Here is a 22,690-nt window from a genome sequence, read left to right on the forward strand (position 1 = left end):
CGACGCGCCCCGCCCGGCCCGCCGTCGCGACGCGCCCCGCCCGGCCCGCCGCGCCCTGGCCGCCGCATCCGTCTCGTCTCCCGCTCCCGATCCGCTGAGGGGTCCCGAATCGACCTTCGATCGGCCCGGGAAGGTCGATTCGGGACCCCTCACGGCGGGAGACATTGACGACTGTCGATCTTTCACGTAGATTGCATCGACAGACATCAATATAAGACCCGGGCGACAGCTGCCCGGCGACCAGCCAAGGGAGAACACCATGAGCGACACCGCTGATTCCGTACGTGACGAGGTCCGGGCGCGCTACGCGAGCGCGGCGCTGTCGGTGACCGAGGCCGGGCGCAGCTCCCTGCTCGCCCCGTCGGCCTCCTGCTGCAGCACCGACACGACGGATGCCCCGGACTCCTGCTGCGGACCGGGCGCGGTCGACGAGAGCGCGGTCTTCGGCTCCGTGCTCTACGGCCTCGATGCCACCGCCGGTCTGCCGGGCGACGCCGTGCTGGCCAGCCTCGGCTGCGGAAACCCGACCGCGGTCGCGGACCTGCAGGCCGGCGAAACCGTGCTCGACCTCGGCTCCGGCGGAGGCATCGACGTGCTCCTCTCCGCCCGACGGGTCGGCCCGACCGGGTTCGCCTACGGACTCGACATGACCGACGAGATGCTCGACCTGGCCCGCCGCAACGCTGCCGCCGCCCAGGCGGAGAACGTCGAATTCCTCAAGGGCACGATCGAAGAGGTGCCGCTGCCCACCGAGAGCGTCGACGTCGTCATCTCCAATTGCGTGATCAACCTGTCGACCGACAAGCCCGCCGTCCTCGCGGAGATGTTCCGGGTGCTGCGTCCCGGCGGCCGCATCGGCGTGTCCGACGTCGTCGCCGAGAACCACCTCACGCCCGCCCAGAGGGCCGAACGCGGCTCGCACGTGGGCTGCATCGCCGGCGCCCTCTCGATCGAGGAATACGAGACCGGGCTCTCCCGCGCGGGCTTCGAGCAGGTGAGTGTGACCCTGACCCACGACGTGGCCGACGGCATGCACGGCGCCATCGTGCGCGCGGTCAAGCCGGTCGTCGCCGACTGAGCCGCAGACCCGGAACGTCCTCCCCCGCGTCGCACCCACGCGGCCCGCGTCGCACCCACGCGGCCCGCGTCGCACCCACGCGGCCCGCGTCTCGACGTGAGGGGTCCCAAATCGACCTTCCGGGGGCCCGGGAAGGTCGATTTGGGACCCCTCAGCGGCAGGCAGACCCGCGGATCAGGGGCGGCCGGATCCGGGCAGCGCAGCGGCGGAGCAGCGACAGGGCAGGGCAGCGGCGAGGCCGAGCCGCGGCGAGTGGCGGCGAGTGGCGGCGGGTGGCGCTCAGGCGAGCCGCGGCGAGTGGCGCTCAGGCGAGCCGCGGCGAGTGGCGCTCAGGCGAGCCGCGGCGAGTGGCGCTCAGGCGAGCCGCGGCGAGTGGCGCTCAGGCGGTCGGCACCCGCAGCAGGCCNCGAGCCGCGGCGAGTGGCGCTCAGGCGAGCCGCGGCGAGTGGCGCTCAGGCGGTCGGCACCCGCAGCAGGCCACCCTCGCTGCGGCAGGTGGCCGCCGCGATCAGCATGGCGTCGGCCAGCAGGGATTGCCAGCCGGCGGCATCCGTGGGCACGCCCCGCGTCAGCATGGTCTGCACCGTCGACGCGAGGGTGGCGTCGCCCGCGCCCATGGTGTCGACCACGGCGCCGGGCAGGGACGTGATCGGCTCGCTCACGAGCAGGCCGTCACGGGTACCCACGGATGCCCCGGCCCGCCCGGCCGTGGCCAGCACGGTCTGCGTTCCGGCCGCCAGCAGCCGCCGGCGCAGGTCGTCGAGCGTGCTGCGGTAGAGCAGTTCGGCGTCTTCGTCGCCGACCTTGGTGAGCAGGCTCCGGGCGGCCATCCGTTCGAAGTTCGCCACGAACAGGTCGGCGTCGGCGAGCATGCCCGCACGCGGGTTCGGGTCGATCACGAGGCGTTGTTCCGGCTCGGAGACGGCGGCGATGAAGGCATCCGTCTGGGCCGTGTCGTCGAACGGGAAGCAGCTCACGACGACCAGGCGCGCCGCGTCGAGGGCCGCGCGCTCGGCCGGGCCGAACTCGATCCGGCGCTTCTTCGCGGCCTCGTTGAACGCATACGTCGGCTCGCCGTCGGTGCGGTCGGAGGTCGCGCGCGAGCTGCCGAACGGGCCGGGGGTGGCGACCAGGGTGACGTCGTGGGAGGCGAGGAAGTCGCGCAGCACCGCGCCGGCGGCGTCGCCCCCGACCATCGCGATCAGGGTGGTGGGCACGCCCAGCACCGCGAGGCCGACCGCCACGTTGAGCGCGGCCCCGCCGGGGAACTCGCGCAGGGACTCCGGGTCGCGCATCTCGTCGATGAGGGCGTCGCCGACAACGACGACGCGGTGGGTCTGTGGCATTCGTTCTCCCGGTGTGTCGCGAGCGCTCGGCTCGTTGACACCACTTTAGGCGCGGCAGGCAGGTGCCGAAAACGTTGCCGGCCGTTTGTCTACCCCTTCCTCCGCAGAGCGACCCGGCCTACACTCATGCACAGGCAGGAGCGTTCCCCGAATGCCGGTCCTTAGTCCCTGATTGCAGGGTCCGGACGAGACCGGACCGAAACGCCCCAGTCGGGGACGGGACATCATCGGGGTGCCCTGTCCCCACCATTCACTGCCCCAAGACGATGGGGTCAGGCGGCGCTTTCCGGTGTGCCACGTACAGTCGGAGCATGGCTTCCGACTCACCGATACCCTGGATCTCAGCCGAGGAGATCTTCGCCCGGGTGGGCTTCGGCGCGGCGGTGCATGCTCTGCAGGCGGCCGTGCGCGACGGGCTCGACCCGGCTTCCGACTTCAGCCGCAGCATCCTGGGCCTGGCCAACGGCCAACTGCTGCTGATGCCGACGCAGTCCGCGGAGTTCGTCGGGGTGAAGGTCGCCACGGTCGCGCCCGGCAACCCGGCCCTCGGCCAGGAGCGCATCCAGGGCGTCTACCTGCTGATGGATGCCGCGAACCTCAGCCCCGTCGCCCTCCTCGACGGCATCGCGCTGACCACGCTGCGCACCCCCGCCGTGTCCGCCGCCGCCGCCGACCTGCTCGCGCCCGACGAGGCCCCGCACCTGGTCGTCTTCGGCTCGGGGCCGCAGGCGTGGGGCCACATCGAGGCGATGCGCGCCATCCGGCGGCTCGAGCGGGTGACCGTGATCGGCCGGCACCCCGGTCGCGCCCAGGCCCTGGCCGACCGGGTTCAGGCCAGCGGGTTGGCCGCCCGCACGGGCACCGCCGACGCCGTGCAGGATGCACAACTGATCGTCTGCGCCACCACCGCCCGCACCCCGCTGTTCGACGGCGACCTGGTGCCCGTCGACTCCTGCACGGTGGCGGTCGGTTCGCACGAGCCCAACGCCCGGGAGCTGCCCTCGGCCCTGATCGGGCGCGCGCAGGTCGTCGTGGAGGACAGCCAGGTGGCACTGCGGGAGGGCGGCGACGTACTGATCCCGATCCGGGACGGCGTGATCGACGCGGAGTCGCTCGTGCCGCTCTGCGCCATCCTGACCGGCGAGGTGACCGTGGACCGTTCGCGCCCCCGCGTCTTCACCAGCTCGGGCATGTCCTGGGAAGACCTGGTCGTCGCCGCGGCGGTTTTCCGCCAGGCACCCCCATCCGCGAGAGCGGGTGAATCGTCGCTCTGAGACGCTCTAACCGACGATTCACCCGCTCTCGCGCACACGGGTGAGCACCGCGGGCGGGGTCGCCGCCGGGCTCAACCGGTGCCGCTGCTCAGTGCGCTGCCCCCAGAAGGTGCCCGCGATGATCAGCCCCGCCCCGAGCACCGCCACCGGACCGAGACTCTCACTGCCGAGGCTCACGCCGACGAGCACCGCCCAGACCGGCTCGGTGCCCATCAGCAGGCTGGCGCGCGCGGCCGAGGTGCGCCGGATCGCCCAGGTCTGCGCCAGGAACGCGAACACGCTGCAGGCCAGGCCGAGGTAGAGCACCCCGAGCCAGGCGGCGGGGCCGAACGCGCCGATCGCCCGCATCGTGCCCGGCGCATCCGCTGCCGAGAACACGACGGCGCCCACGATGGCCTGCACCAGCGTGATCATGAGGGTGCCCGGCCGTTGGCCCGCGACTCCGCCCCGGGTCAGGCGGCCGACCATGGTGACGTGCAGGGCCCGCACGAACGCGGCCGCGAGCATGAGCAGGTCCCCCGGGTTCGGGGCGTGGAATCCGTTGCCGGAGACGAGCAGCGCCACCCCGACGACCGCCAGCACCGCGGCCACGAAGAAGGGCCGCGGCAGCCAGTCGCGCGCCGCCACCGACTCCAGAATCGGCGTGAGGATGATCGTCAGGCTGATGATCAGGCCCGCGTTCGTGGCCGCGGTGACGGCCACCCCGGCCGTCTCCAGCCACAGGATCGACGCCTGTGTGAGCCCGAGCAGCACGCCGACGGCCAGCTCGGCCCTGCTCGGCGGCCGCGGCCGGCTCAGCGCCCAGACGGCGAGAAGCGCGAGCGCGGCCACCAGGAAGCGCAGGGCGAGCACCGCGCCGACGCTCGCCTGCTCGGTCAGCACCTTCGCGGCCAGGTAGCTGCCGCCCCAGACCAAAGCGACCAGCACCAGGACGGCGTCGATGCGGTAGCGCCCGAGCCGCGCAAAAGTGGTCATGGGCCCATGCTCCCGGGCCGCGTCCGTTAAGTCCAGACGGCCCATTCCGCCTCGGCCGGCGCGGCCTGACACTCGGCGGCGGAACCCGCACGTCGGGTTCCGCCACCGCGTCAGAGCACGCTCTTGGGCAGCCGGTGCACCGTCACGGCCCCGACCGCGGTGAACGGATGCAGCGGGTCCGGCGCGACGGAACCCGTGGGTCCGCCGAGGCGCGAGTGACCGACGGCGCTCATGACCGCGTAGGCGTCCCCGGCCTCCCAGCCCTGGTCCTCCACAAGGAAACCGAACATGTCCTCGTAGCCGCGCCTGATGCTCTCCTGCACCGGATCACCGAGCCCCACGAAGATCCACTCCTCCGCGGTCTCCACCCGGGGCGCCCGGAGCGCCAGCCCCTTCACCAGGGCGATGCTGACCACGGCGATCCCCTCGGCCTCGATCGCGACGAAGGAGGACTCCCCCTCCGCCATGATCGCGTGGATGTCCCCGATCGACAGATAGGCGCCCTCCACCATGACCGGCAGGTACACCGTCGAACCCGGGCTGCAGTCCGTGACGTCCATGTTCCCGCCCTGGGGGTAGGACGGCATGATCGTCGAATTCGAGCCCACAGCAGGCGCCGTGCCGATGCAGCCGATCATCGGCAGCGGTTGGAAGACGTGCCGGTCCGTGACGTGCACACCGGCCGCGTCGATGGGAACCCGGCGCGTGAACATGCCTTCGCCCATGACGTTCTGGAGCGCGCCCGATCCCGGCAGGCTGACCGACCAGCCCCAGTCCTTCAACCGGATCTCGTGGATCGTGACCGCGAGGGCATCGCCGGGTTCGGCGCCCTCGACGTAGACCGGACCTGTCACCGGGTTGATCTGCACGGTGAGTCGGGCCATGTCGTGGTGCGCATGCAACTGCTCGTACACCTCGTCACTGGTTTCGAAGCCGATCCGCTCCCCGGTTCCGGGAACGATCCGCAGTGCGGGCTCCCGGTCAGCCGAGAATCCCGGCTGACCATGGCTCTTGTCGAGAAAGTGGTCCACGGTCTACAGCCCCGCTCGTTCGCCGGTCGCGGGAAACGCGAGCGGCTCGGGACCGATTTCGCCCTCGAGCGCGGTCTTGCGTCCCGCGTGCCGAAAGTAGAGGAAAACTCCGACACCGAGCACGAGCCAGACCACGCCGCCGATTTTGGCCAGCGGGCTCGCGTTGAGCAGCACGTAGCCGATGATCAGGAACCCGATGACCGGCACCACCAGGTGCAGCAGGTAGTTCGTCGACTTCTTGCGCACGATGTAGTGCACGATCACCGAGAGGTGCAGCAGCATGAACCCGAAGAGCGCACCGAAGTTGACCAGCGCAGCGATCAGGTCGATCTGGCCCACGAAGAACAGCACAAGGACGGCCGAGAGAGCGGAGACCACGAGGATCGCGTTCCGGGGGACCTGACGACCGCTGATCTCGCTGAGGAACTTGGGGAGCTGACGGTCCCGACTCATCGAGAACAGCAGCCGGGAGGTCGCGGCCTGGGCGGCCATGGCGTTCGCGATACCGATGGCCAGCACGTTGACCACGAAGAACGCTGTCGCCCATCCACTGCTGGAGGCAGCCTCGACCACGGTGAAGAACGCGTTGCCGGCCTCACTGTCGCTGAATGACGCTCGCCCCGCCGAGAGGGCGCTTGCCAGCCAGGTCTGCACGATGAAGAGGAAAGCGACAATGAGCAGAGCCGTGATCATGGCTTTCCCCGCGGAGTTGCGTCCCCCGGTTGATTCCTCGGCCATCGTGGAGATTCCGTCGAAGCCGAGGAAACTCAGCACTGCGATCGAGAGCGCGGAGGCGATGAGCGGGCCGGTCACCGCGCTCGCGTCCCAAAGCGGGAGGATGGTGAATTCAGCGCCAGGGACCGAACCGTTGGTCAGCGCGGTGACGGCGATGATCACAAAGATCACGACGAACACGAGTTCGATCGCGAGGAAGATGCGGTTCATCCGTTTGATGGAGGTGATCCCCAGGAGGTTGATCACGGTGTTGACGGCAACGAAGAGGAGCGCCCACACCCAGCGCGGGGAGTCAGGGAAGATGCCGATCATCGACTCGGCGGCAAACACGTAGAGCAGGGTGGGAACGAGCAGGTAGTCGAGCAGGATGGCCCAGCCGGCGAAGAATCCCGCCGTGGGGTGGATGCCCCGGCCGACGTAGGAGAAGACCGAACCGGCCAGGGGGATCGATTTCGCCATCTGCGCGTAGGCCAGCGCGGTGAAGATCATGGCGATCAGACCGATCAGGTAGACCAGGGGCACCATGCCCTCCGCCGCGTTGTAGACGGTGCCGAAGATGGCCCATGGGGCAATCGGAACCATGAAGATCAGACCGTAGATCAGCAGGTCGGTGGTGGAGACGGAGCGTTTCAGCTGCTGCTTGTAGCCGAAGGACTCAAGCTGTTCCTGCGCGTTGAGCTCGGGCGAACTCGGGGATGCTGTCATCGGGATGCTCTTTCTCTTGGGGATCGGGGGCGGGCGTGAGGGAAAGGTCAGTGTTCGTGCTGCGCCAGGAATGCAGCAATGACGGATCGAAACGTCTCGGGCTGCTCCAGATGGGTGCAGTGGCTGGCTCCGGGAAAGACATGGCTGGTCACTGTGGAGATGCGGTCGAGGAACGGCTGCCAGGTGATCGGGGTTGCCTCGTCGAATTCGCCGGCCACCACAAGCGTCGACGCCTCGATCTGGTCGAGCCGGTCGATGATGTTCCACGTGCGGAGCGTTCCGACCACGTGGAACTCGTTGGGCCCGTTCATGGTGTGGTAGACCGTGGGGTCGGCCTCCATCTGGTCGACGCTGCGCTGGAAGTCATCCGGGACAGGGACGACGCGGCACACGTGTCGCTGGTAGAACTCCTCGGACGCGGCCAGGTAATCGGGGTGCATCAGGGTACCGGCAGCCTCGTGCCGGGTGAGCGTCGCCTGCACATCCTCCGGCAGCAGGGCACGCAGCTCGGCAGCGCCCTCGGACCAGAGGCCCATGGAGGCCGGAGAGTTGCAGATCGACAGGCTGCGCAGACCGTTCGGTCGGCGTGTGGCGATCTCGGCACCGAGCATCCCGCCCCAGGACTGGCCGAGCAGGTGGTAGTCGACCAGCCCCAGGGCGGCGACGAGATTCTCGAACTCGTCGACGAACAGCTGGGGCGTCCAGAAGTCCGCCGACGCGTCGGGCAGGTGAGTGCTCTTGCCGCAGCCGAGCTGGTCGTAGTGGATGACGGTGCGCCCGCTGCTGGCGAGCTCGTCGAGGTTTCGCAGGTAGTCGTGGGCCATTCCCGGGCCGCCGTGCAGCACGACCAGGGGCAGGGCTCCGGCCCGTGGTTCGTCGGGTTCGGTGATGCGAACCCAGGTTTCCCACTCGCCGAACGGCACGGTTCGGGTACTGATGTCAGGCACTGCTCTCCCCCGGGTCACGACCGTCGGTGGACGGTGAGAGATATCATCGCGCAGTAAAGGTCTCGTGACAAGACCATTCTTTGTGTCTTAATATGGTCGTTACACCTCGGACATGCGCACCCACGCGAACGGGGGCCAGTGGGGAGGGAAGGGGCATCTTGGACGAATCACCGCGAGCAGCCACGGTCGGCCGTTCGACTTCCGGTCGCACAACGGGCGCGGACCCCGCTGGGTCCTTGCGCACTCCGCTGGCCGCCGTCTCGCGGGCAGACGAGATCACCGACCGTCTGGTCACGGCCATCGCGATCGGCGAGTACCTTCCCGGCTCACGGCTGCCGTCCGAGCGCGAATTGGCGGCCTCCCTGCGCGTGGGCCGGATGACTGTTCGTGCCGCAATCGCCAGCCTGGTCGGCCAGGGCCTGCTGGAAACCCAGCGCGGGCGCGGCGGTGGATCATTCGTACGCGAGCAGTGGACCTCGTCATCCAAAGCCTCTGTGCACCGCACGCTGTCGGCGCGCTGGGACGTGCTCCGCGACACCTGCGAGGCGGTAAGCCGACTTCAGGGGACGATCGCCCGGGCCGCCGCCGAGAAACGCACCGATGAGGACGTCACGCAGCTGCGGCAGCGCCTGACCGCTTTCCGGGAGGCCGAGTCGGGTCCGCAGTCCCAGCGAGCCGATGAGCTACTGCATATCGCGATCTGCGCGGCCGCCCACAATGAGACCCTCCAGTCCGTCCTCTTCGATCTGGAGTCCCGGGTCAGCATCGCCGCCCCGGCTCACCTGTGGGGCTCAACGACCGGGATGCGTACCATGGAGCTTCGCGCCCTCGCCGACCACGAGAACCTCGTCGACGCGATCTGCGCGCAGCGCCCCGATGACGCCAGCGCGATCGCCCTCAAGCATGCCCGCATCGACCTCGAATTGCTGGAAGACGCTCTGCAGAGGGCCGGCGCCCCCGACGCATGGTCGTCACCCGGCGCCCACCCCGGCTGAACGGTCAGGAATCGACCAGGAGTTCCCACTCCCGCTGCATATCGCGACTGAACCGCAACCGGTCCACCCTTGCAGAGACCTCCCAGATCAGCCACACCGGGACAACCAGGAGCGGCCCGAGGCCTCCGGGGAGCATGGTCAGGCCGATCAGGGCGACGAAACTTGCCAGGAGAACTTTTATCACGAATTCGACCCCCTTGGCCGCTGCCGGTGAAGAATACCTATTTCCACATTCAGGCGCTGGCGCGGGCAGAATGCAACGGCCCCGACCTTGGAAACAGCACAGAAAGTGCTCCCCACGGGCGACGGCGGGGATTGCGGGGCCGGGTAGACCTAGCCCCGGTCGCGGGCCGCGATCCGTTCGAGCTCGGCGCAGATTCCGATGTCCACCACGATCACCCGGCCGGCCAGGCCCGCGGCGGGTTCCCGCACCAGGCCGGCCTTGCAGCCCCCGAACGTCACCGTCACCCTCGCGGGCAGCACCGCGGCATCCGGAACGGCGCCATCGTCCACGCCGATCCCGCTGGGCAGGTCGACCGCCACCACCACGGGCGCCACCCGGGCGCCCAGCACGGGCAGGATGGCCGCCACGACCTCGCGGGCGCGCCCCCGAAGCGCGGAGGAACCGCTCGTGCCGGTGCCGAGGATGCCGTCCAGGATGAGGTCGGATTTGCGCGCCCGCTCCGCCAGCGCGGGCCCCGGTTCCTCCAGCGGAAACAGCCGCGCCCCCGCCGCGAGGGCCGCGGCCAGGCCCGCCACGTGCAGGCGGGGCGCGGTGGGCACGATCGACACCCGAGCGCCCTGTGCCGCGAGCAGCGCTCCCGCGTGGAGGGCGTCACCGCCGTTGTTGCCGGCGCCCGCAAGCACGAGCACACGGGTGCCGGCCACTGCCCCGCGGCGTTCCCCGAGCAGGGTCGCCGCCTCGGCGGCGAGGCCGGCCGCCGCCCGTTCCATCAGGGGCACGCCCGCCTCCAGAAAGGGCGTCTCCGCCTCACGCACCTGGGCCGCGGTATAGGTCTGCACGCCGCCAGAGTACGCCCGGTGTGTTCCGCGGCGCGGCCAAAGTCCGCTACCGTGGCGGCACACGCTGAAACAGATCGAACCGGCCCCGGGGCCGCGAGGGGAAAACCATGAGCCGTCCGCCCGCCGTTGCCACCGTCCAGGTTGAGAACGCCCGCATGAAGGTCACCGAGTGGCGTTTTGCACCCGGTTCCGAAACCGGCTCGCACCTGCACACCCTGGACTACCTCGTCGTACCGCAGAGCACCGGCCGACTCCTGATGGAGACCAAGGACGGCGACTCCATCAGCGAACTGGTGGCCGGGGTCTCCTACTTCCGGGAGGCTGGGCGCACGCACAACATGGTCAACCCGGGAACGACCGAGTTCACCTTCGTCGAGATCGAGCTCAAGTAGGACCGCAGGCGAAGCGGTCAGTGGTCACGGGTCAGCGGTCACCGGTCAGCGGATGAGACGGGTCGCCGGCTGAGACCGGTCGCCGCCGGCACGCGGCGCCCGTCGAGCCAACTGCCCAGTTCGTCGGCGGGAACCGGCCGACATATGTGGAAGCCCTGGGCCTGGTCGCAGCCGTAGCCGGTCAGTTGGTCGTAGGCGACGGTGTCCTCCACGCCTTCGGCCACCATCCTGAGCCCCAGGCTGTGGGCAAGGTCGACGATGGAACGCACCAACGCGGCGGCGCGCGGATCGTCCGCCATGGGAAAGACGAAGGACCGGTCCAGCTTGAGCTCGTCGATCGGGAGCTCCCGCAGGTACGCCAGCGAACTGTACCCGGTGCCGAAATCGTCGACGGACACCCGGATACCGCTCGTCCTCAACCGGGTCAGGATGTCCCGGGCCCGGTCCCGGTCGTCCATCAGGAATTCTTCCGTGATTTCCACCATCAGGGCGCTGGGGGCAGTCCGCGCGCCGCGACCATGGCCCCGATCCGTTCGGGCAGGTCCGAATCGACCAGGGAGCTGGCGGACAGGTTGACCGCGACCGTGAGCATCCGGCCCTGCGCCTGCCAGATCGCCGCCTGGTCCAGCGCCAGGCTGAGCACGACGTCGGTCATCTCGTGCATCAACCCGGATTCCTCGACGATGGCCAGGAACGCATCCGGATACAGCAGCCCACGGCCGGGGTGATTCCAGCGAACGGGGGCCTCGACGCCCTGGACCCGCCCCGTGGCCAGCTCGATCTTGGGCTGGTAGTGCAGCACCAGCTGGCCCTCGGCGAGCGCCGCGCGCAGCTCCTGCAGGGTACGCAGCCGGTCATCGCCACCGACGTCGTCGAAAAGAAGCGCGAATTCATCGCCACCCAACCGGGCCAGGAGGTCGCCGCTGCGCGCCTGCCGGGACAATCGGGCCGCGACCTGGATCAGCAGCAGATCTCCGACGTCATGACCGAGGCTGTCGTTGACTTCCTTGAACCGGTCCAGGTCCAGCAGCAACAGCGCATTGCGGCCGCCCTGCCGTGCCCCCAGGCGAAGGGGAACATCGGAATGCAGGGCCCGTCGGTTCGGCAGGCCGGTGAGATCGTCGGTCCTGGCCAGGCCGCGCAGGTCCGCCATCCTCCACAGCTGCCGGAACGCCAGCTGGGTGCGCACCGCCGCCAGGACCAGGGTTGCCCCGGCCAGGACCACCGCGGGTTCCGACACCGGCGTTCGACTCGACGCGAGGAGGATCCCGAGTCCCACCACCGTCGCCGCCGCGGGTACCGCCAGCGCCCACCTGCCGTCACGGGCAGGCGGGCCGTCCCGCCGGGGGCGCACCGACAGGTCGACCCAGGCCGCGATCATTGTGATGCCCAAGGCCCACCCCGCGTCCAGCTGCGTGCCGATCACGTAGCCGCCGGTGAGGTCCATCAGAGCAACCCAGACGTCTGCGGCGGCAAAGACCGCGAGACCTCCAACCAGCAGGATCCAGCCCCGGCCGAGCTGCAGGGCGGGCGCCGCCGCGATGCCGGCGATCGCTGCGATCAGGAGCAGGTCGAACGCCGGGTAGGACACCGCCACGGCCGTCGCCAGCGACGGAGGACCCTCCAGGGCCGGTTCCAGGACGGGGTCGAGCACCACGGCCAGGAAGGCGGCCGCTCCCAGAAAGCCCACCGCGCTGTCCAGCAGAATCGGCCCCGGCAGGCCCCGGAGTTGACGTCGCACGAGCGCGGCCAGGGCGGCCAGCATCGTCGCGTAGAACAACAGGTAGGCCACGTCGGCCGGGGACGTGGTCGGCTCCTGCCCGGCGCTCGCGGTCAGGAGCACGTAATACGTGTCGCCGACCGCCATCAAGGAAACGCCGAGTGCCGCCCACAGCACGTGATCGCCGGCGAACCGGGTGCGGAACACGCCCACCCAGCACACTCCGGCGGCCAGCCAACTCGTCGACAGGGCCAGCCCGATGTCCACCACGGGGTTGAAACCGCTCCGCGGCAGCGCCAGGCCGATGACGTAGGCGCCCAAGGCCAGCCACATGATCCACACCGGCCACCGCGGCCCCGTGCCCCACCGCGCCCGGCAGGGCCCCCACGTCGATTCGGCTGCATCGCCGCCCCCCGGCGTCCGTTAGGTTCACGTTAGCGGACCCGGAACCCGCTCGCCCCCGAGGGGTGCCCCCAGAACAGGCGGCACCCGGGGGAACGCGGCTATCGCTCCCCCCGGCTCGTTCGCATCCGCCTCCCATCCTGAACGGGCATGCTGTAATCCGGATCTCCTGCCGACCGGCAGGCTACGCCGGGCGAGCGCGAGTCCACGACCCGGCGGCACGCGGCGCAGGGTCCCGGTGTTGGACAGGAGATTTGAGACGGTGGACGGCGCACGGGGAATCACCATTCCGAAACTGACCCTGGCAGCGGAGCGGAGCCGCCCGGCTCCCCCGCGGCCCTTCCTCCAGCGCGGCCGGCGCTTCGCCGAGCTCGTGCGCATCGCGCGAAAGAACGGACTGCTCCCGATCCGGCGGCTGGACTTCGGGACCGAGCCGAGCGGGGCATCCGTTCGCAGCGTGCAGGCCGAGGGCCTGCGGGCAGCGCTGGAGGAAGCCGGCGGAGCCTTCGTGAAGATGGGCCAGCTGCTCTCCACCCGATCCGATTTCCTGCCCGCGGAATTCGTCGCCGCACTCTCCCAACTGCAGAAGAGCGTAAAACCGGCGCCCTGGGCCGAGGTACAGCGGATGCTCGAGGAAGAGTTCGCCGCCCCCCTGGCCAGCGTCTTCGCCGAGTTCGATCCCGAACCCATCGCCGCGGCATCCATCGGGCAGGTGCACCGGGCCACGCTGAAGAACGGTACCGTCGTGGCCGTGAAGGTGCAGCGCCCCGGAATCGTGCCGGAGCTGCGACGCGACGTCGCCATCGCCCTGCGGGTGACGAACGTGCTGAGCCTGACGTCGCCGCAGGCCCGGAGCCTCGGGATCAAGGCCGTCGCTGAGGACTATGCGTCAGACCTGGTGCGCCAGCTGGACTTCCGGCTGGAGGCCCGCAACCTGTCGGCCATGCGCGCACTCCAGCTGAGAGGGCCCCGGCCCGGCGAGCTGCGTCTGCCCGAGCTGTTCGAAAGCCTCTCCAACGACCGCGTGCTGGTGATGGAATACCTCGTCGGGGACACCTTCAGCGAGCTGAACGAGAGGGTCGGAGCACCCCGGGCCGAGCTGGGCGCCGCCATGCGCGTCGTGCTGAGCGCCTTCGTGCGCCAGATCGTGTTCGACGGCGTCTTCCACGCGGACCTGCACCCGGGCAACATCATGCTGCTCGCGGACGGAACTCCCGCGCTGGTCGATTTCGGCTCGGTTGGCCGGCTCGACCTGCAACTGCGGGAGACGATTCAGGAGCTGGTGATCGCCTACCTGCAGTCGGACACCCAGCTCATCGCCGACGGGCTGCTGTCCCTCGCGCCCCTGCGCGAGGGGGCGGATGAGAAGGCCTTCCGGCGGGAGCTGAGCGCGTTCATCACCTTCGACCTCGGCCCGGGTGCGCGCGTCAGCGTGCTCACCGTGGATGTCCTGGTCGCCATCCTCACCCGATACGGGGTGGGCATCCCGGCCGAGTTCGTGGCGGCGGCGCGGGCATTCGCCGTGCTCGAAGGCACCCTGCGATCCACCCTGCCCGAGTTCGACCTGCTCGAGGAATCCCGGATGCTGGCCAATGTGCAGATCCGGGACCAGCTGGCGCCGGCCAATGTGCGCGAGCTGCTGACCACCGAGCTGCTGGCCCTGCTCCCGAGCGTGCGGCGCCTCCCACGGCGGTTCGACCAGATCGGGCTCGCCCTGGAGAGCGGCCAGCTGAACGTCAACGTGCGGCTGCTCGCGGACAAGAGCGACCGGCGCCTGCTCAGGGGCCTGGTCAGGCAGAGCCTGCTCGCACTGGTCGGAGCCGCGGCCGGGGTGATGTCGCTCCTCTACCTGACCGCCCCGGCGCCGGCGGATCCCCGGGTCATCAGCACCGTGACGGCCGGGTTCACCCTGGGCGCCGGATCCGTGGTTCTGCTGGTCTCGGCTGTCGTCGACTCGCTGGTGACCCGCAGTCGCGACTAACCAGGGTCCGGGGCGACAACGAAAGAAGGCCCCGCCTGAGGCGGGACCTTCTTCGTATGTTCTGGTAGCGGGAGCGGGAATTGAACCCGCGACACCACGATTATGAGCCGTGTGCTCTAACCAACTGAGCTACCCCGCCACGACCTGTCGGCTGCAAGAGCTTCCAAGCCAGAGCCCCCTGTGGGAATCGGACCCACTACCTCTTCCTTACCAAGGAAGTGCTCTACCAATGAGCTAAGGGGGCAAAGCCATCCACGAGGGAAAACTAAGCCAAATTTCGGCAACCGGTAAATATTATCACCAAGTTGGCCTCCCCGCTGACCGCGGTCACCTCTTGGGCGCCCGGGCGCCCGGCAGCGCCCAGGCCGTGAAGCTCGGCCCGTCCGCGGTGAGACGGATGCCCCCGGTCTCCTCGGTGAGTTCGGCCGCTCCCAGGAGGCGGGTCGCCGCCCCCGCCACCGCACCCTCCGGCAGGGTCACCTCGCAGGCGGAGCGGGCGGCCATCAGCAGCACCGATTCCTCTTCCGCCTCCCGCACGTAGACGAGCACGTCCGCGCCCACGTGCAGCCACCGCATCCCGCCGCCGTTCAGGGCCGGGTGGCCCGTGCGCAGGCGGATCAGCTCCGCGTACAGGTCGATGGTCGCGGCGACGTCGGGTTCCGCGGCGGTGTCCCAGGGCATCGGGGTGCGCGAGTGCTCCCCGTCCTCGCCGACCAGGCCGAACTCGTCGCCGGCGAAGACCACCGGGAGGCCGGGCAGGGTGGCGCTCAGCCCGAAGGCCACGGGCACTCCCCCGTCGATCGCGTGGGTGCGGAACCTAGGCGTGTCGTGGGTGTCGAGGGCGTTCATCGTGGACAGGCGGGTGCGCCACGGGTAGCCGGCCGTGAACCGGGTGTGGGCTTCGACGAACTGCCGCCCGTCGCTCTGCGGGATGGTGCCGTAGGGCAGCCCGAAGTACGGGGAGGGACTGTCCGGTTTGGAGAGCCAGCTCCAGACCGGGCGGGTGAACGTCGTGTAGGTCATCGCACCGTGCCAGGCGTCGCCCTGGAAGTCGCCCGAGGCGTCGTTGGTCGATTCGGCGAGCAGGATCGTGTCGGGGTTGGCCTCGATCATGGTGCGACGGATGGTCTGCCTCACCTCCGCGTTCAGGTCCTCGCCCCCGAGGCGGCCGGTCATGTTCGCCACGTCGATCCGCCAGCCGTCCAGGTTGTACGGCTTTCGCAGCCACTTGCCGACCACCGAGTCGGGGCCCTCGATGAAGCGGGTGCGCAGCTCCACGGAGTTCCAGTTGAACTTCGGCAGTGCGGGCACACCCAGCCAGGCTTCGTAGTCGTCCTGCTGCTCGTCCAGCCAGTAGTAGAAGGCGCTCTCGGCGGCACCCGGAGTGCGGTGCGCGGCGCGGAACCACTCGTGCCGGTTTCCGGAGTGGTTCGACGTGAGGTCGCCGATGATCTTGAAGCCGCGCTCGTGCGCGGCACCGACCAGCCGCACCAGGGCCTCGTCGCCACCGAGCAGCGGGTCGACCTCGTGGAAGCTGGACGCGTCGTACCGGTGGTTGGAGCCGCCGGGGAAGACGGGCGTCAGGTAGAGCAGGGTGACGCCGAGCCGTTCCAAATGGTCGAGGTGGGCGATGACGCCGTCGAGGTCTCCCCCGTAGAACTGGTGCGAACGGCCCGGCGGCAGTTGCTCGACCTCGTCCTCCCACGCCGCGGGCAGACCCCACGCGGGCGCCTGCCGCAGGTCCGCGGCCGGCGAACGGCCGAAGCGGTCGGGGAAGATCTGGTAGATCACGCTGGACGAGGCCCAGTCCGGTGCGGCCGGGTGGCTGACGAGTTTGAAGTCCGCCGAGTCGAGCGTCTCGATGTCGTGCACCCCGGCGGCGTTCAGCCACCAGTGGCTCCCGTCGTCCAGGGTGATCAGGAACCGGTAACCGGTGACCGGGTTGTCGACCGCCACGCCCGCCTCCCACCACTGCCAGCCGCCCTGCGCGCCGAGGAGCGTGGCCGCGCCGAAACGCGGCTCCTGGTCGGGAGTGGACCGGACATGCACGGATGCGACCACCCCGAAGGACTCCGGCACGCGCACCCGCACCCGCACCCTGTCCCCGGGGGCGGGCGACAGGTCGGACACGTACAGCGGGGAGCCGTCGTGGTGCGGGAGTTGGTGCGGCTGTGCGTGGGACCGGTCAAGCGTGGAGAGCATGGTTCCTTACTTCACCGATCCGGCGGTCAGCCCGCCGACGATGTACTTCTGCAGCCAGAGGAACAGGGCCATCACGGGCAGCGCCGCGAGCACGGCCCCGGCCGCGAAGACGGAGTAGTTGCTGGAGAACTCCTGGGAGACGAACTGGTACAGGCCGACCGCGAGGGTCTGCTTCTCCGGCGTGATCAGCACGATGCTGGCGATCACGAATTCGTTGGTCGTTCCCACGAAGGAGAGCAGCCCCACGACGGCGAGGATCGGCGCGACCAGCCGCAGGATGATGGTGAAGAAGATCCGGGCGTGGCCGGCTCCGTCGATCTTGGCGGCCTCGTCGATGGACGCCGGGATGGTGTTGAAGAAGCCGTACATCAGGTAGGTGTTCACGCCGAGGGCGCCGCCCAGGTAGACCATGATCAGGCCGATCTGGGAGTCCAGACCGATCATCGGGAAGATGTCGGAGATGCCATTGAGCAGCAGGAAGATGGCCACGACCGCGAGCAGCTGCGGGAACATCTGCACCAGGACGAGCATCAGCAACCCGGCCCGGCGGCCGGCGAAACGCATCCGTGAAAAGGAATACGCCGCGAGTGCCCCGAGGAACACCGTGCAGACGGAGGTGATGGTGCCGATGAGCAGCGTGTTGCCGTACCAGGCCGCGTAGGGCTGCTGGGGCAGGTCGAACAGGGTCTGGTAGCTGCCCAGGTTCACCTCGCTGAACAGGCCGTTGGCCGTGATCAGCGTGCCGCCCGGATGCAGCGACGCGGAGAGCACATAGAGCAGGGGGAAGGAGCAGAAGACGAGCATGACCACACCGATCAGGTGCCGCCAGCCAGTGTCGAGGAACCACCGCCGGAAACTGAACGGTCGTTTCGTCGGGATGTACAGGTCGCTGGTTTCGGGGGCTGCAATCCGCATGTCAGTTCAACTCCTCTAGCGCCTTGGTCTGTTTGAAGCTGATGATCGACACGAGGGCGACCAGGAGGAAGATGATGATCGAGAACGCGCTGGCGAGCCCGTAGTCGCGGCTCGCCCCCACGAACGCCACCTTGTAGACCATGGAGATCAGGATGTCGGTGGCACCCACGTTCACCCCGGCCGTGACGTCCCTGGGCCCGCCGTTGGTGAGCATGTAGATCAGGTTGAAGTTGTTGAAGTTGAACGCGAAGGACGAGATCAGCAGCGGGGCGACGGACACCAGCAGCAGGGGCAGCTTGATCAGGCGGAACACCTGGCCGGGCCGGGCGCCGTCCACGGTAGCGGCCTCCTGGATCTCCTCCGGAATCGATTGCAGCGCTCCCGTGCAGACCAGGAACATGTAGGGGAACCCGAGCCACAGGTTGACGAAGATGATGCTGAATTTCGCCAGCCACTCGTTGGTCAGCCAGGGGATCTCGGCCCCGCCGAACAGCACCTGGTTGACGAAGCCGAACTGGGGGTTGAGCATGCCGGCCCAGACCAGCGCGGAGAGGAAGGCGGGGAACGCGTACGGCAGGATCAGCACGACACGGTAGAAATTGCGGCCGCGCATCTTCATGTTGTTGAACACGATGGCCAGGAACAGGCCCAGCCCGAACGTGGTCAGCACCGAGAGCAGGGCGAACGCGAAGGTCCAGATGGTCACGCTGATCAGCGGGCCGCGAATCGACTCGGAGCCGAAGGCCTTGGCGAAGTTCGCCAGGCCGACCTCGACCTTCCAGCCGGGCAGCAGCTCGGTGCCGTCCGCGGCGACGAATGAACCGGTCTTGCCGTTGTCGACGTAGACGGTGCTGGTCGTCGTGTTCGTCATGGTGCCGGCCGCTTCGTCGTAGACGAGGTCGGACAGGTACAGGTAGGCGCTGGAGCCGTCCGGCGTGCGGAGGGTGCCGTCGTTGGGGTCGTCGGAGAGCGGCACGGAGATGGCCGCGATGGCCTCCTGGTTGCTGACGATGTCGTTGAACTTGAGCGGCGTGTAGCCGGAGAGCCCGACGGCCTTGCCCGCGTCGTCGACCTCCGCGTTCGTGACGGGGGTGAGCGGGACATCCGTGCTGCCCACGCTGACCGTGCCGTCGGGGTCGGTGACCAGGAAGCTGAACGTGCCGAGCTTCTCGAGCACGGTCAGGTCGAAGGTGGGCGAGTCGGGCACGCGCTGCTGGGACGAGACGATCAGGGAGGTGATCGCGTCCTGCTTGGTGCTGTTGTGGCCGGTGCCGTAGTTGGTGAAGGCGATGTAGCCGGAGTAGCCGACGACGAAGATCTGGAAGATCAGGAGGAAGATCAGGCCGGGAGCGAGGTACTTGGCCGGCAGCTTGTACCGGCTGAAGTAGATCCAGTTCACGACGGCGGTAACGACCAGGACGGCGCCGAAGACGACCCAGTCCTGCTTGAGGAAGAGCACCATCAGGGCGTAGACGCCGATCGCGTCCACGATGGAGAGCAGGGCGATCTTGACCAGAAGCGTTTTCACGCCCACGGATGCCGCCTCGGCGACCCTGGCCGCACGCTTCGAACGCGACGTCTGAACGACGGGTGACTCGCCCGGCCCGTCGCCCCGTGGGGTGACCGGCGCTTCGCCCTGCTCGGTGCCTGTGGTGGTCATCTTCGTCCGCTTTCTGCCGTGCCTAAGCTGCGTGGTAATGCGTGGTGATGCGTGCGGTGCGTGCGGTGCGTGGTGCTGCCCGATGCCGGGCCGGGCAGCCCCGGGGACTGCCCCGGCCTCAGGGAGAGAGGCCGGGGCGGTCCTTCAGGACCGCGTGGTGGAGCTGCTGCGTGGTGGAGCGACTACTTGATGGCGGCCTGGATGTCGGCCGTCATCTTCTGCCAGAGCTGCGTGGGGTCGCCGGCGCCGGTGATGATCGCGGCCTCGGTGACGCCCCAGAACTGCCAGACCTTGCCCATCTGCGGGATGCTGGGCATGGGAACGGCCTCGGCCGCTACCGCGCCGAATCCGGCGGTGATCGGGTCGGAGCTGGCCGCCTCGAACGCGGAGGTCAGTGCCGGTGCGCGGCCGCCGACCTTGTACAGCTCGGTCTGGACCTTCTCGGAACCGATGTAGTTCACCAGGAACTCGTTCGCCGCGAGGGCGTTCTTGGACTTGGCGCTGACGACGAAGCCCTGCACGCCGACGAACGGCTGCGCGGGCGAGCCACCGGCGGACGGGATTGGGTCGACGGCCACGTCAATGCCGGCCTTCTGGGCGTCCGGCACGTTCCACGGGCCGGTGATCAGGAACGGTGAGGCTCCGGAGTTGAACTTCTCCTTGGCGATGTCGCCGGTGACGTTCACGCTCAGGTGACCTGCTGCTCCTTCTTTCGCCAGCCAGGCCGCGTAGGCCTCGCCGCCGGCGTTGCCGATGGAGAGGTCGTCGGGGTTGTAGCTGCCGTCGGCGTTGGTGCCGAAGACGGGTGCGCCGAAGGACGTCTGGAACGGGTACAGGTGGTACGGGTCGGACTCCGGCCCGACCTGCACGAGGAAGGGGAATTCCGTTCCGGCTGCTGTGCCGGCGGCGATCATGTCGTCGTAGGTGGCCGGCGCGGTGGGCGCGAGGGCCGTGTTGCGCAGGAGCGCGATGTTCTCGATCGAGTACGGCACGCCGTAGGTCTTGCCCTCGACGCTCATGGCCGTGACGGCAACCTTCTGGTAGTCGCCGACGGTGTCGCCGAGTTCGACCGGCTGCACGACGCCGTTGCTGACGAAGTTGCCCAGCCAGTCGTGTGCGGCGATCGTGATGTCGGGGCCCTTGCCGGTCGGAACCTGGGCGATGAACGCCTCCTGGATCTTTCCGAAGTCCTTCTGGACGAGCTTGACCTTGACGCCGGATTCCTTCGTGAATGCGGCTGCCGCATCCTTGAGGACGGCGGCGCGGTCCGCGTCGACCCAGACGGTCAGGGTGCTGGAAGCGGCATCGGACTTGGAGCTTCCGGAGGTTGAACCTCCGGCGCAGCCGGCCAGGGCCAGGGACGCGGCGACCGCGACTGCACCAGCAGCGAGGAGGCCTTTCTTATTCACCATCATTGGTGTGCCTTTCGTAAGGACATTGACAATTGTGCAAGCGTTTACATTTATATCTTCTCGTAGGTCGGTTGGCAATTCACGAGGAAAAAGTGGGGAAATCTTTGTAGAGTTCGTTTAAATGAGATGTCATGCAAACGCTTTCACCCTGTGGAAAATGCCGTAATGTTTTCCCCATGACAGGCACAGAATGGTGGCGTACCGCCGTTATCTACCAGATTTATCCCCGATCCTTTGCGGACGCCAACGGCGACGGGATGGGCGACCTCGCCGGCATCACCGGGCGTCTACCGGCCCTGCGCGACCTCGGAATCGACGCGATCTGGCTGTCACCGTTCTACACGTCCCCGCAGCGCGACGCCGGGTATGACGTCGCCGACTACTGCGACGTCGACCCTCTGTTCGGCACTCTCGACGACTTCGACATCCTGCAGCGCACCGCGCATGATCTGGGCATCCGTGTCATCGTCGATCTCGTTCCCAACCACTCTTCGAGCGCGCACCCCTGGTTCCAGGCCGCCCTGGCCTCCCCGGAGGGCAGCGACGAGCGTGCGCACTACATCTTCCGCGACGGTTCCGGCGAGAACGGCGAGCTGCCCCCGAACAACTGGGACTCCGTCTTCGGCGGCAAGGCCTGGACTCGCATCACCAACCCCGACGGCACGCCCGGCCAGTGGTACCTGCACCTCTTCGACACCACCCAGCCCGACTTCGACTGGGACAACCCGTGGGTGCGCGCGCAGTTCCGCGACGTGCTGCGGTTCTGGCTCGACCGGGGCGCCGACGGGTTCCGGGTGGATGTCGCGCACGGCATGATCAAGGAAGCCGGCCTCCCCGACTACACCCCCGTCGAGGGCGGCAGCATGGGCGGCGCGACGGTGCTCGACCTCGGCAGCATCCCCGGCGCAGCCCCGACCGCCCCCTACTGGGCCCAGGACGGCGTGCACGAGATCTATCGCGACTGGCGCCTCATCCTGGACGAATACCCGGGCGACCGCATCCTCGCGGCCGAGGCCTGGGTCGACCCGCTCAGCCACGTCGCCGAGTGGGTGCGCCCCGACGAGATGCACCAGGCCTTCAACTTCGCCTACCTCGAGACCCCGTGGAACGGCGTCGCCCTCCGGCGCGTCATCGACGACTCCCTGGCCGCGTTCGGCGAGGTCGGAGCCCCCAGCACCTGGGTGCTCTCCAACCACGACGTCGTGCGGCACGCCTCCCGGCTCGCCCTCAACCACGAGAGCCTGCAGGGGCACGGCATCGGGCCGAAGACGCCCGATCTCCCCGACCTCGTGGTCGGCCTGCACCGCGCCCGCGCCGCCTCGGCGCTGATGCTCGCGCTGCCCGGTTCCAGCTACCTCTACCAGGGCGAGGAACTCGGCCTGCACGAGGTCATCGACCTGCCGGACTCCGCGCGCGAGGACCCGACCTGGTTCCGCACCAACGGGGAGCGCTACGGCCGAGACGGATGCCGCGTGCCGATCCCCTGGGAAGCAGCCGCCCCCTCCTACGGCTTCGGCCCCTCGGCGCGCAGCTGGCTGCCGCAGCCGGCCTCGTGGGCCGGGCTGGCCCGCGACGCTCAGGTCGGCGTGGCCGATTCCACCCTCGAGCTGTACACGCTCGCACTGCGCCTCCGCCGCGAGCTCCGGCTCGGACTCGGTTCGGTGCGCTGGCTGGCCGGGCACGGTGACGAGATCGTGGCGTTCACCAACGGAACGGTGACGGTGCTCGCGAACACGGGCGCCGCATCCGCCCCGCTGCCGGTCGGCGAGGTGCTGCTGGCCAGCGGCCCGCTCACGGGCGGCAAGCTGCCCGGCGACACCACGGTCTGGCTGCGCGCCTAGGACCTGCCGCCCGCCGGGCTGCCCGCACGCCCGGCCGCACGCCCGGCCGCGCGCCC

General features: G+C 69.0%; 17 protein-coding genes, 2 tRNA genes and 1 pseudogene. 6 read left to right on the plus strand and 14 right to left on the minus strand.

The window, feature by feature from the left end; translation table 11 throughout:
- The first annotated feature begins 259 nt into the window (after positions 1-259).
- The gene (gene arsM / locus E3O49_RS07120; protein ID WP_134365134.1) at positions 260-1,078 is read left to right on the plus strand and encodes an arsenite methyltransferase; all 819 of its coding nucleotides are present in this window, start codon (positions 260-262) and stop codon (positions 1,076-1,078) included.
- A gap of 452 nt (positions 1,079-1,530) precedes the next feature.
- Here the strand turns inward: arsM and E3O49_RS07125 are convergent, their stop codons facing one another.
- Complete coding sequence (locus E3O49_RS07125) at positions 1,531-2,424, minus strand: carbohydrate kinase family protein (RefSeq protein WP_134366191.1); 894 nt, start codon at positions 2,422-2,424, stop codon at positions 1,531-1,533.
- 311 nt (positions 2,425-2,735) lie between these two features.
- On the opposite strand from E3O49_RS07125, the gene E3O49_RS07130 reads away from it, so the two are divergent.
- Positions 2,736-3,698, plus strand: coding sequence for an ornithine cyclodeaminase family protein (locus tag E3O49_RS07130; RefSeq protein WP_134366192.1), 963 nt, complete (start codon positions 2,736-2,738; stop codon positions 3,696-3,698).
- A gap of 18 nt (positions 3,699-3,716) precedes the next feature.
- Here the strand turns inward: E3O49_RS07130 and E3O49_RS07135 are convergent, their stop codons facing one another.
- From E3O49_RS07135 to E3O49_RS07150, 4 genes are all read right to left on the minus strand, one after another.
- Complete coding sequence (locus E3O49_RS07135; protein ID WP_134366193.1) at positions 3,717-4,673, minus strand: DMT family transporter; 957 nt, start codon at positions 4,671-4,673, stop codon at positions 3,717-3,719.
- A gap of 110 nt (positions 4,674-4,783) precedes the next feature.
- Complete coding sequence (locus E3O49_RS07140) at positions 4,784-5,704, minus strand: acetamidase/formamidase family protein (RefSeq protein ID WP_134366194.1); 921 nt, start codon at positions 5,702-5,704, stop codon at positions 4,784-4,786.
- Positions 5,705-5,707: 3 nt separating this feature from the next.
- A complete protein-coding gene (locus E3O49_RS07145; RefSeq protein ID WP_134366195.1) occupies positions 5,708-7,144 on the minus strand; it encodes an APC family permease in 1,437 nt (478 codons plus the stop codon).
- A 47-nt stretch (positions 7,145-7,191) separates the two neighbouring features.
- Positions 7,192-8,091 carry a proline iminopeptidase-family hydrolase gene (locus E3O49_RS07150; RefSeq protein ID WP_198416003.1) on the minus strand — a complete coding sequence of 300 codons (900 nt, stop codon included), beginning with the start codon at positions 8,089-8,091 and terminating at the stop codon, positions 7,192-7,194.
- Positions 8,092-8,327: 236 nt separating this feature from the next.
- Between E3O49_RS07150 and E3O49_RS07155 the strand changes: the two genes are divergently transcribed.
- Positions 8,328-9,086 carry a FadR/GntR family transcriptional regulator gene (locus E3O49_RS07155; protein WP_241976031.1) on the plus strand — a complete coding sequence of 253 codons (759 nt, stop codon included), beginning with the start codon at positions 8,328-8,330 and terminating at the stop codon, positions 9,084-9,086.
- Between the two features lie 4 nt (positions 9,087-9,090).
- On the opposite strand, the gene E3O49_RS07160 is transcribed toward E3O49_RS07155, so the two are convergent.
- Together E3O49_RS07160 and E3O49_RS07165 are read right to left on the minus strand one after the other, a co-directional pair.
- Positions 9,091-9,270 (minus strand): hypothetical protein, encoded by a 180-nt coding sequence (locus tag E3O49_RS07160; RefSeq protein WP_134404320.1) that lies wholly within the window; start codon positions 9,268-9,270, stop codon positions 9,091-9,093.
- A 149-nt stretch (positions 9,271-9,419) separates the two neighbouring features.
- A complete protein-coding gene (locus E3O49_RS07165; protein WP_241976026.1) occupies positions 9,420-10,109 on the minus strand; it encodes an NAD(P)H-hydrate epimerase in 690 nt (229 codons plus the stop codon).
- Positions 10,110-10,216: 107 nt separating this feature from the next.
- Between E3O49_RS07165 and E3O49_RS07170 the strand changes: the two genes are divergently transcribed.
- Entirely contained in the window at positions 10,217-10,501 is a 285-nt protein-coding gene (locus E3O49_RS07170; RefSeq protein ID WP_134366199.1) for a cupin domain-containing protein, read from the plus strand.
- 38 nt (positions 10,502-10,539) lie between these two features.
- Here E3O49_RS07170 and E3O49_RS07180 read toward each other — a convergent pair.
- Positions 10,540-12,554, minus strand: a pseudogene (locus tag E3O49_RS07180) (putative bifunctional diguanylate cyclase/phosphodiesterase).
- Between the two features lie 331 nt (positions 12,555-12,885).
- Between E3O49_RS07180 and E3O49_RS07185 the strand changes: the two are divergent.
- Complete coding sequence (locus E3O49_RS07185) at positions 12,886-14,604, plus strand: ABC1 kinase family protein (RefSeq protein WP_134366202.1); 1,719 nt, start codon at positions 12,886-12,888, stop codon at positions 14,602-14,604.
- Positions 14,605-14,666: 62 nt separating this feature from the next.
- Here E3O49_RS07185 and E3O49_RS07190 read toward each other — a convergent pair.
- The 6 genes from E3O49_RS07190 to E3O49_RS07215 form a co-directional block, all read right to left on the minus strand.
- Positions 14,667-14,743, minus strand: a tRNA-Met gene (locus E3O49_RS07190).
- Positions 14,744-14,776: 33 nt separating this feature from the next.
- A tRNA-Thr gene (locus E3O49_RS07195) sits at positions 14,777-14,848 on the minus strand.
- An 83-nt stretch (positions 14,849-14,931) separates the two neighbouring features.
- Complete coding sequence (locus E3O49_RS07200; protein WP_134366203.1) at positions 14,932-16,806, minus strand: glycoside hydrolase family 13 protein; 1,875 nt, start codon at positions 16,804-16,806, stop codon at positions 14,932-14,934.
- Positions 16,807-16,812: 6 nt separating this feature from the next.
- The gene (locus tag E3O49_RS07205) at positions 16,813-17,721 is read right to left on the minus strand and encodes a sugar ABC transporter permease (RefSeq protein ID WP_134366204.1); all 909 of its coding nucleotides are present in this window, start codon (positions 17,719-17,721) and stop codon (positions 16,813-16,815) included.
- 1 nt (position 17,722) lies between these two features.
- A complete protein-coding gene (locus E3O49_RS07210; protein ID WP_134411280.1) occupies positions 17,723-19,381 on the minus strand; it encodes an ABC transporter permease subunit in 1,659 nt (552 codons plus the stop codon).
- A gap of 182 nt (positions 19,382-19,563) precedes the next feature.
- Positions 19,564-20,796 (minus strand): sugar ABC transporter substrate-binding protein, encoded by a 1,233-nt coding sequence (locus E3O49_RS07215; RefSeq protein ID WP_134366206.1) that lies wholly within the window; start codon positions 20,794-20,796, stop codon positions 19,564-19,566.
- 173 nt (positions 20,797-20,969) lie between these two features.
- Here E3O49_RS07215 and E3O49_RS07220 point away from each other — a divergent pair, with 173 nt between their 5' ends.
- Positions 20,970-22,634 (plus strand): glycoside hydrolase family 13 protein, encoded by a 1,665-nt coding sequence (locus E3O49_RS07220; RefSeq protein ID WP_241976021.1) that lies wholly within the window; start codon positions 20,970-20,972, stop codon positions 22,632-22,634.
- Positions 22,635-22,690: the final 56 nt, after the last annotated feature.

The organism is Cryobacterium shii, from assembly GCF_004402595.1.
Lineage (GTDB): Bacteria > Actinomycetota > Actinomycetes > Actinomycetales > Microbacteriaceae > Cryobacterium > Cryobacterium shii.

Coding starts and splice junctions, on each gene's coding strand:
- arsM (WP_134365134.1), top strand. CDS start 260: ATGAGCGACACCGCTGATTCCGTACGTGACGAGGTCCGGGCGCGCTAC.
- E3O49_RS07125 (WP_134366191.1), bottom strand. CDS start 2,424: ATGCCACAGACCCACCGCGTCGTCGTTGTCGGCGACGCCCTCATCGAC.
- E3O49_RS07130 (WP_134366192.1), top strand. CDS start 2,736: ATGGCTTCCGACTCACCGATACCCTGGATCTCAGCCGAGGAGATCTTC.
- E3O49_RS07135 (WP_134366193.1), bottom strand. CDS start 4,673: ATGACCACTTTTGCGCGGCTCGGGCGCTACCGCATCGACGCCGTCCTG.
- E3O49_RS07145 (WP_134366195.1), bottom strand. CDS start 7,144: ATGACAGCATCCCCGAGTTCGCCCGAGCTCAACGCGCAGGAACAGCTT.
- E3O49_RS07170 (WP_134366199.1), top strand. CDS start 10,217: ATGAGCCGTCCGCCCGCCGTTGCCACCGTCCAGGTTGAGAACGCCCGC.
- E3O49_RS07200 (WP_134366203.1), bottom strand. CDS start 16,806: ATGCTCTCCACGCTTGACCGGTCCCACGCACAGCCGCACCAACTCCCG.
- E3O49_RS07205 (WP_134366204.1), bottom strand. CDS start 17,721: ATGCGGATTGCAGCCCCCGAAACCAGCGACCTGTACATCCCGACGAAA.
- E3O49_RS07210 (WP_134411280.1), bottom strand. CDS start 19,381: ATGACCACCACAGGCACCGAGCAGGGCGAAGCGCCGGTCACCCCACGG.
- E3O49_RS07215 (WP_134366206.1), bottom strand. CDS start 20,796: ATGATGGTGAATAAGAAAGGCCTCCTCGCTGCTGGTGCAGTCGCGGTC.
- E3O49_RS07220 (WP_241976021.1), top strand. CDS start 20,970: ATGACAGGCACAGAATGGTGGCGTACCGCCGTTATCTACCAGATTTAT.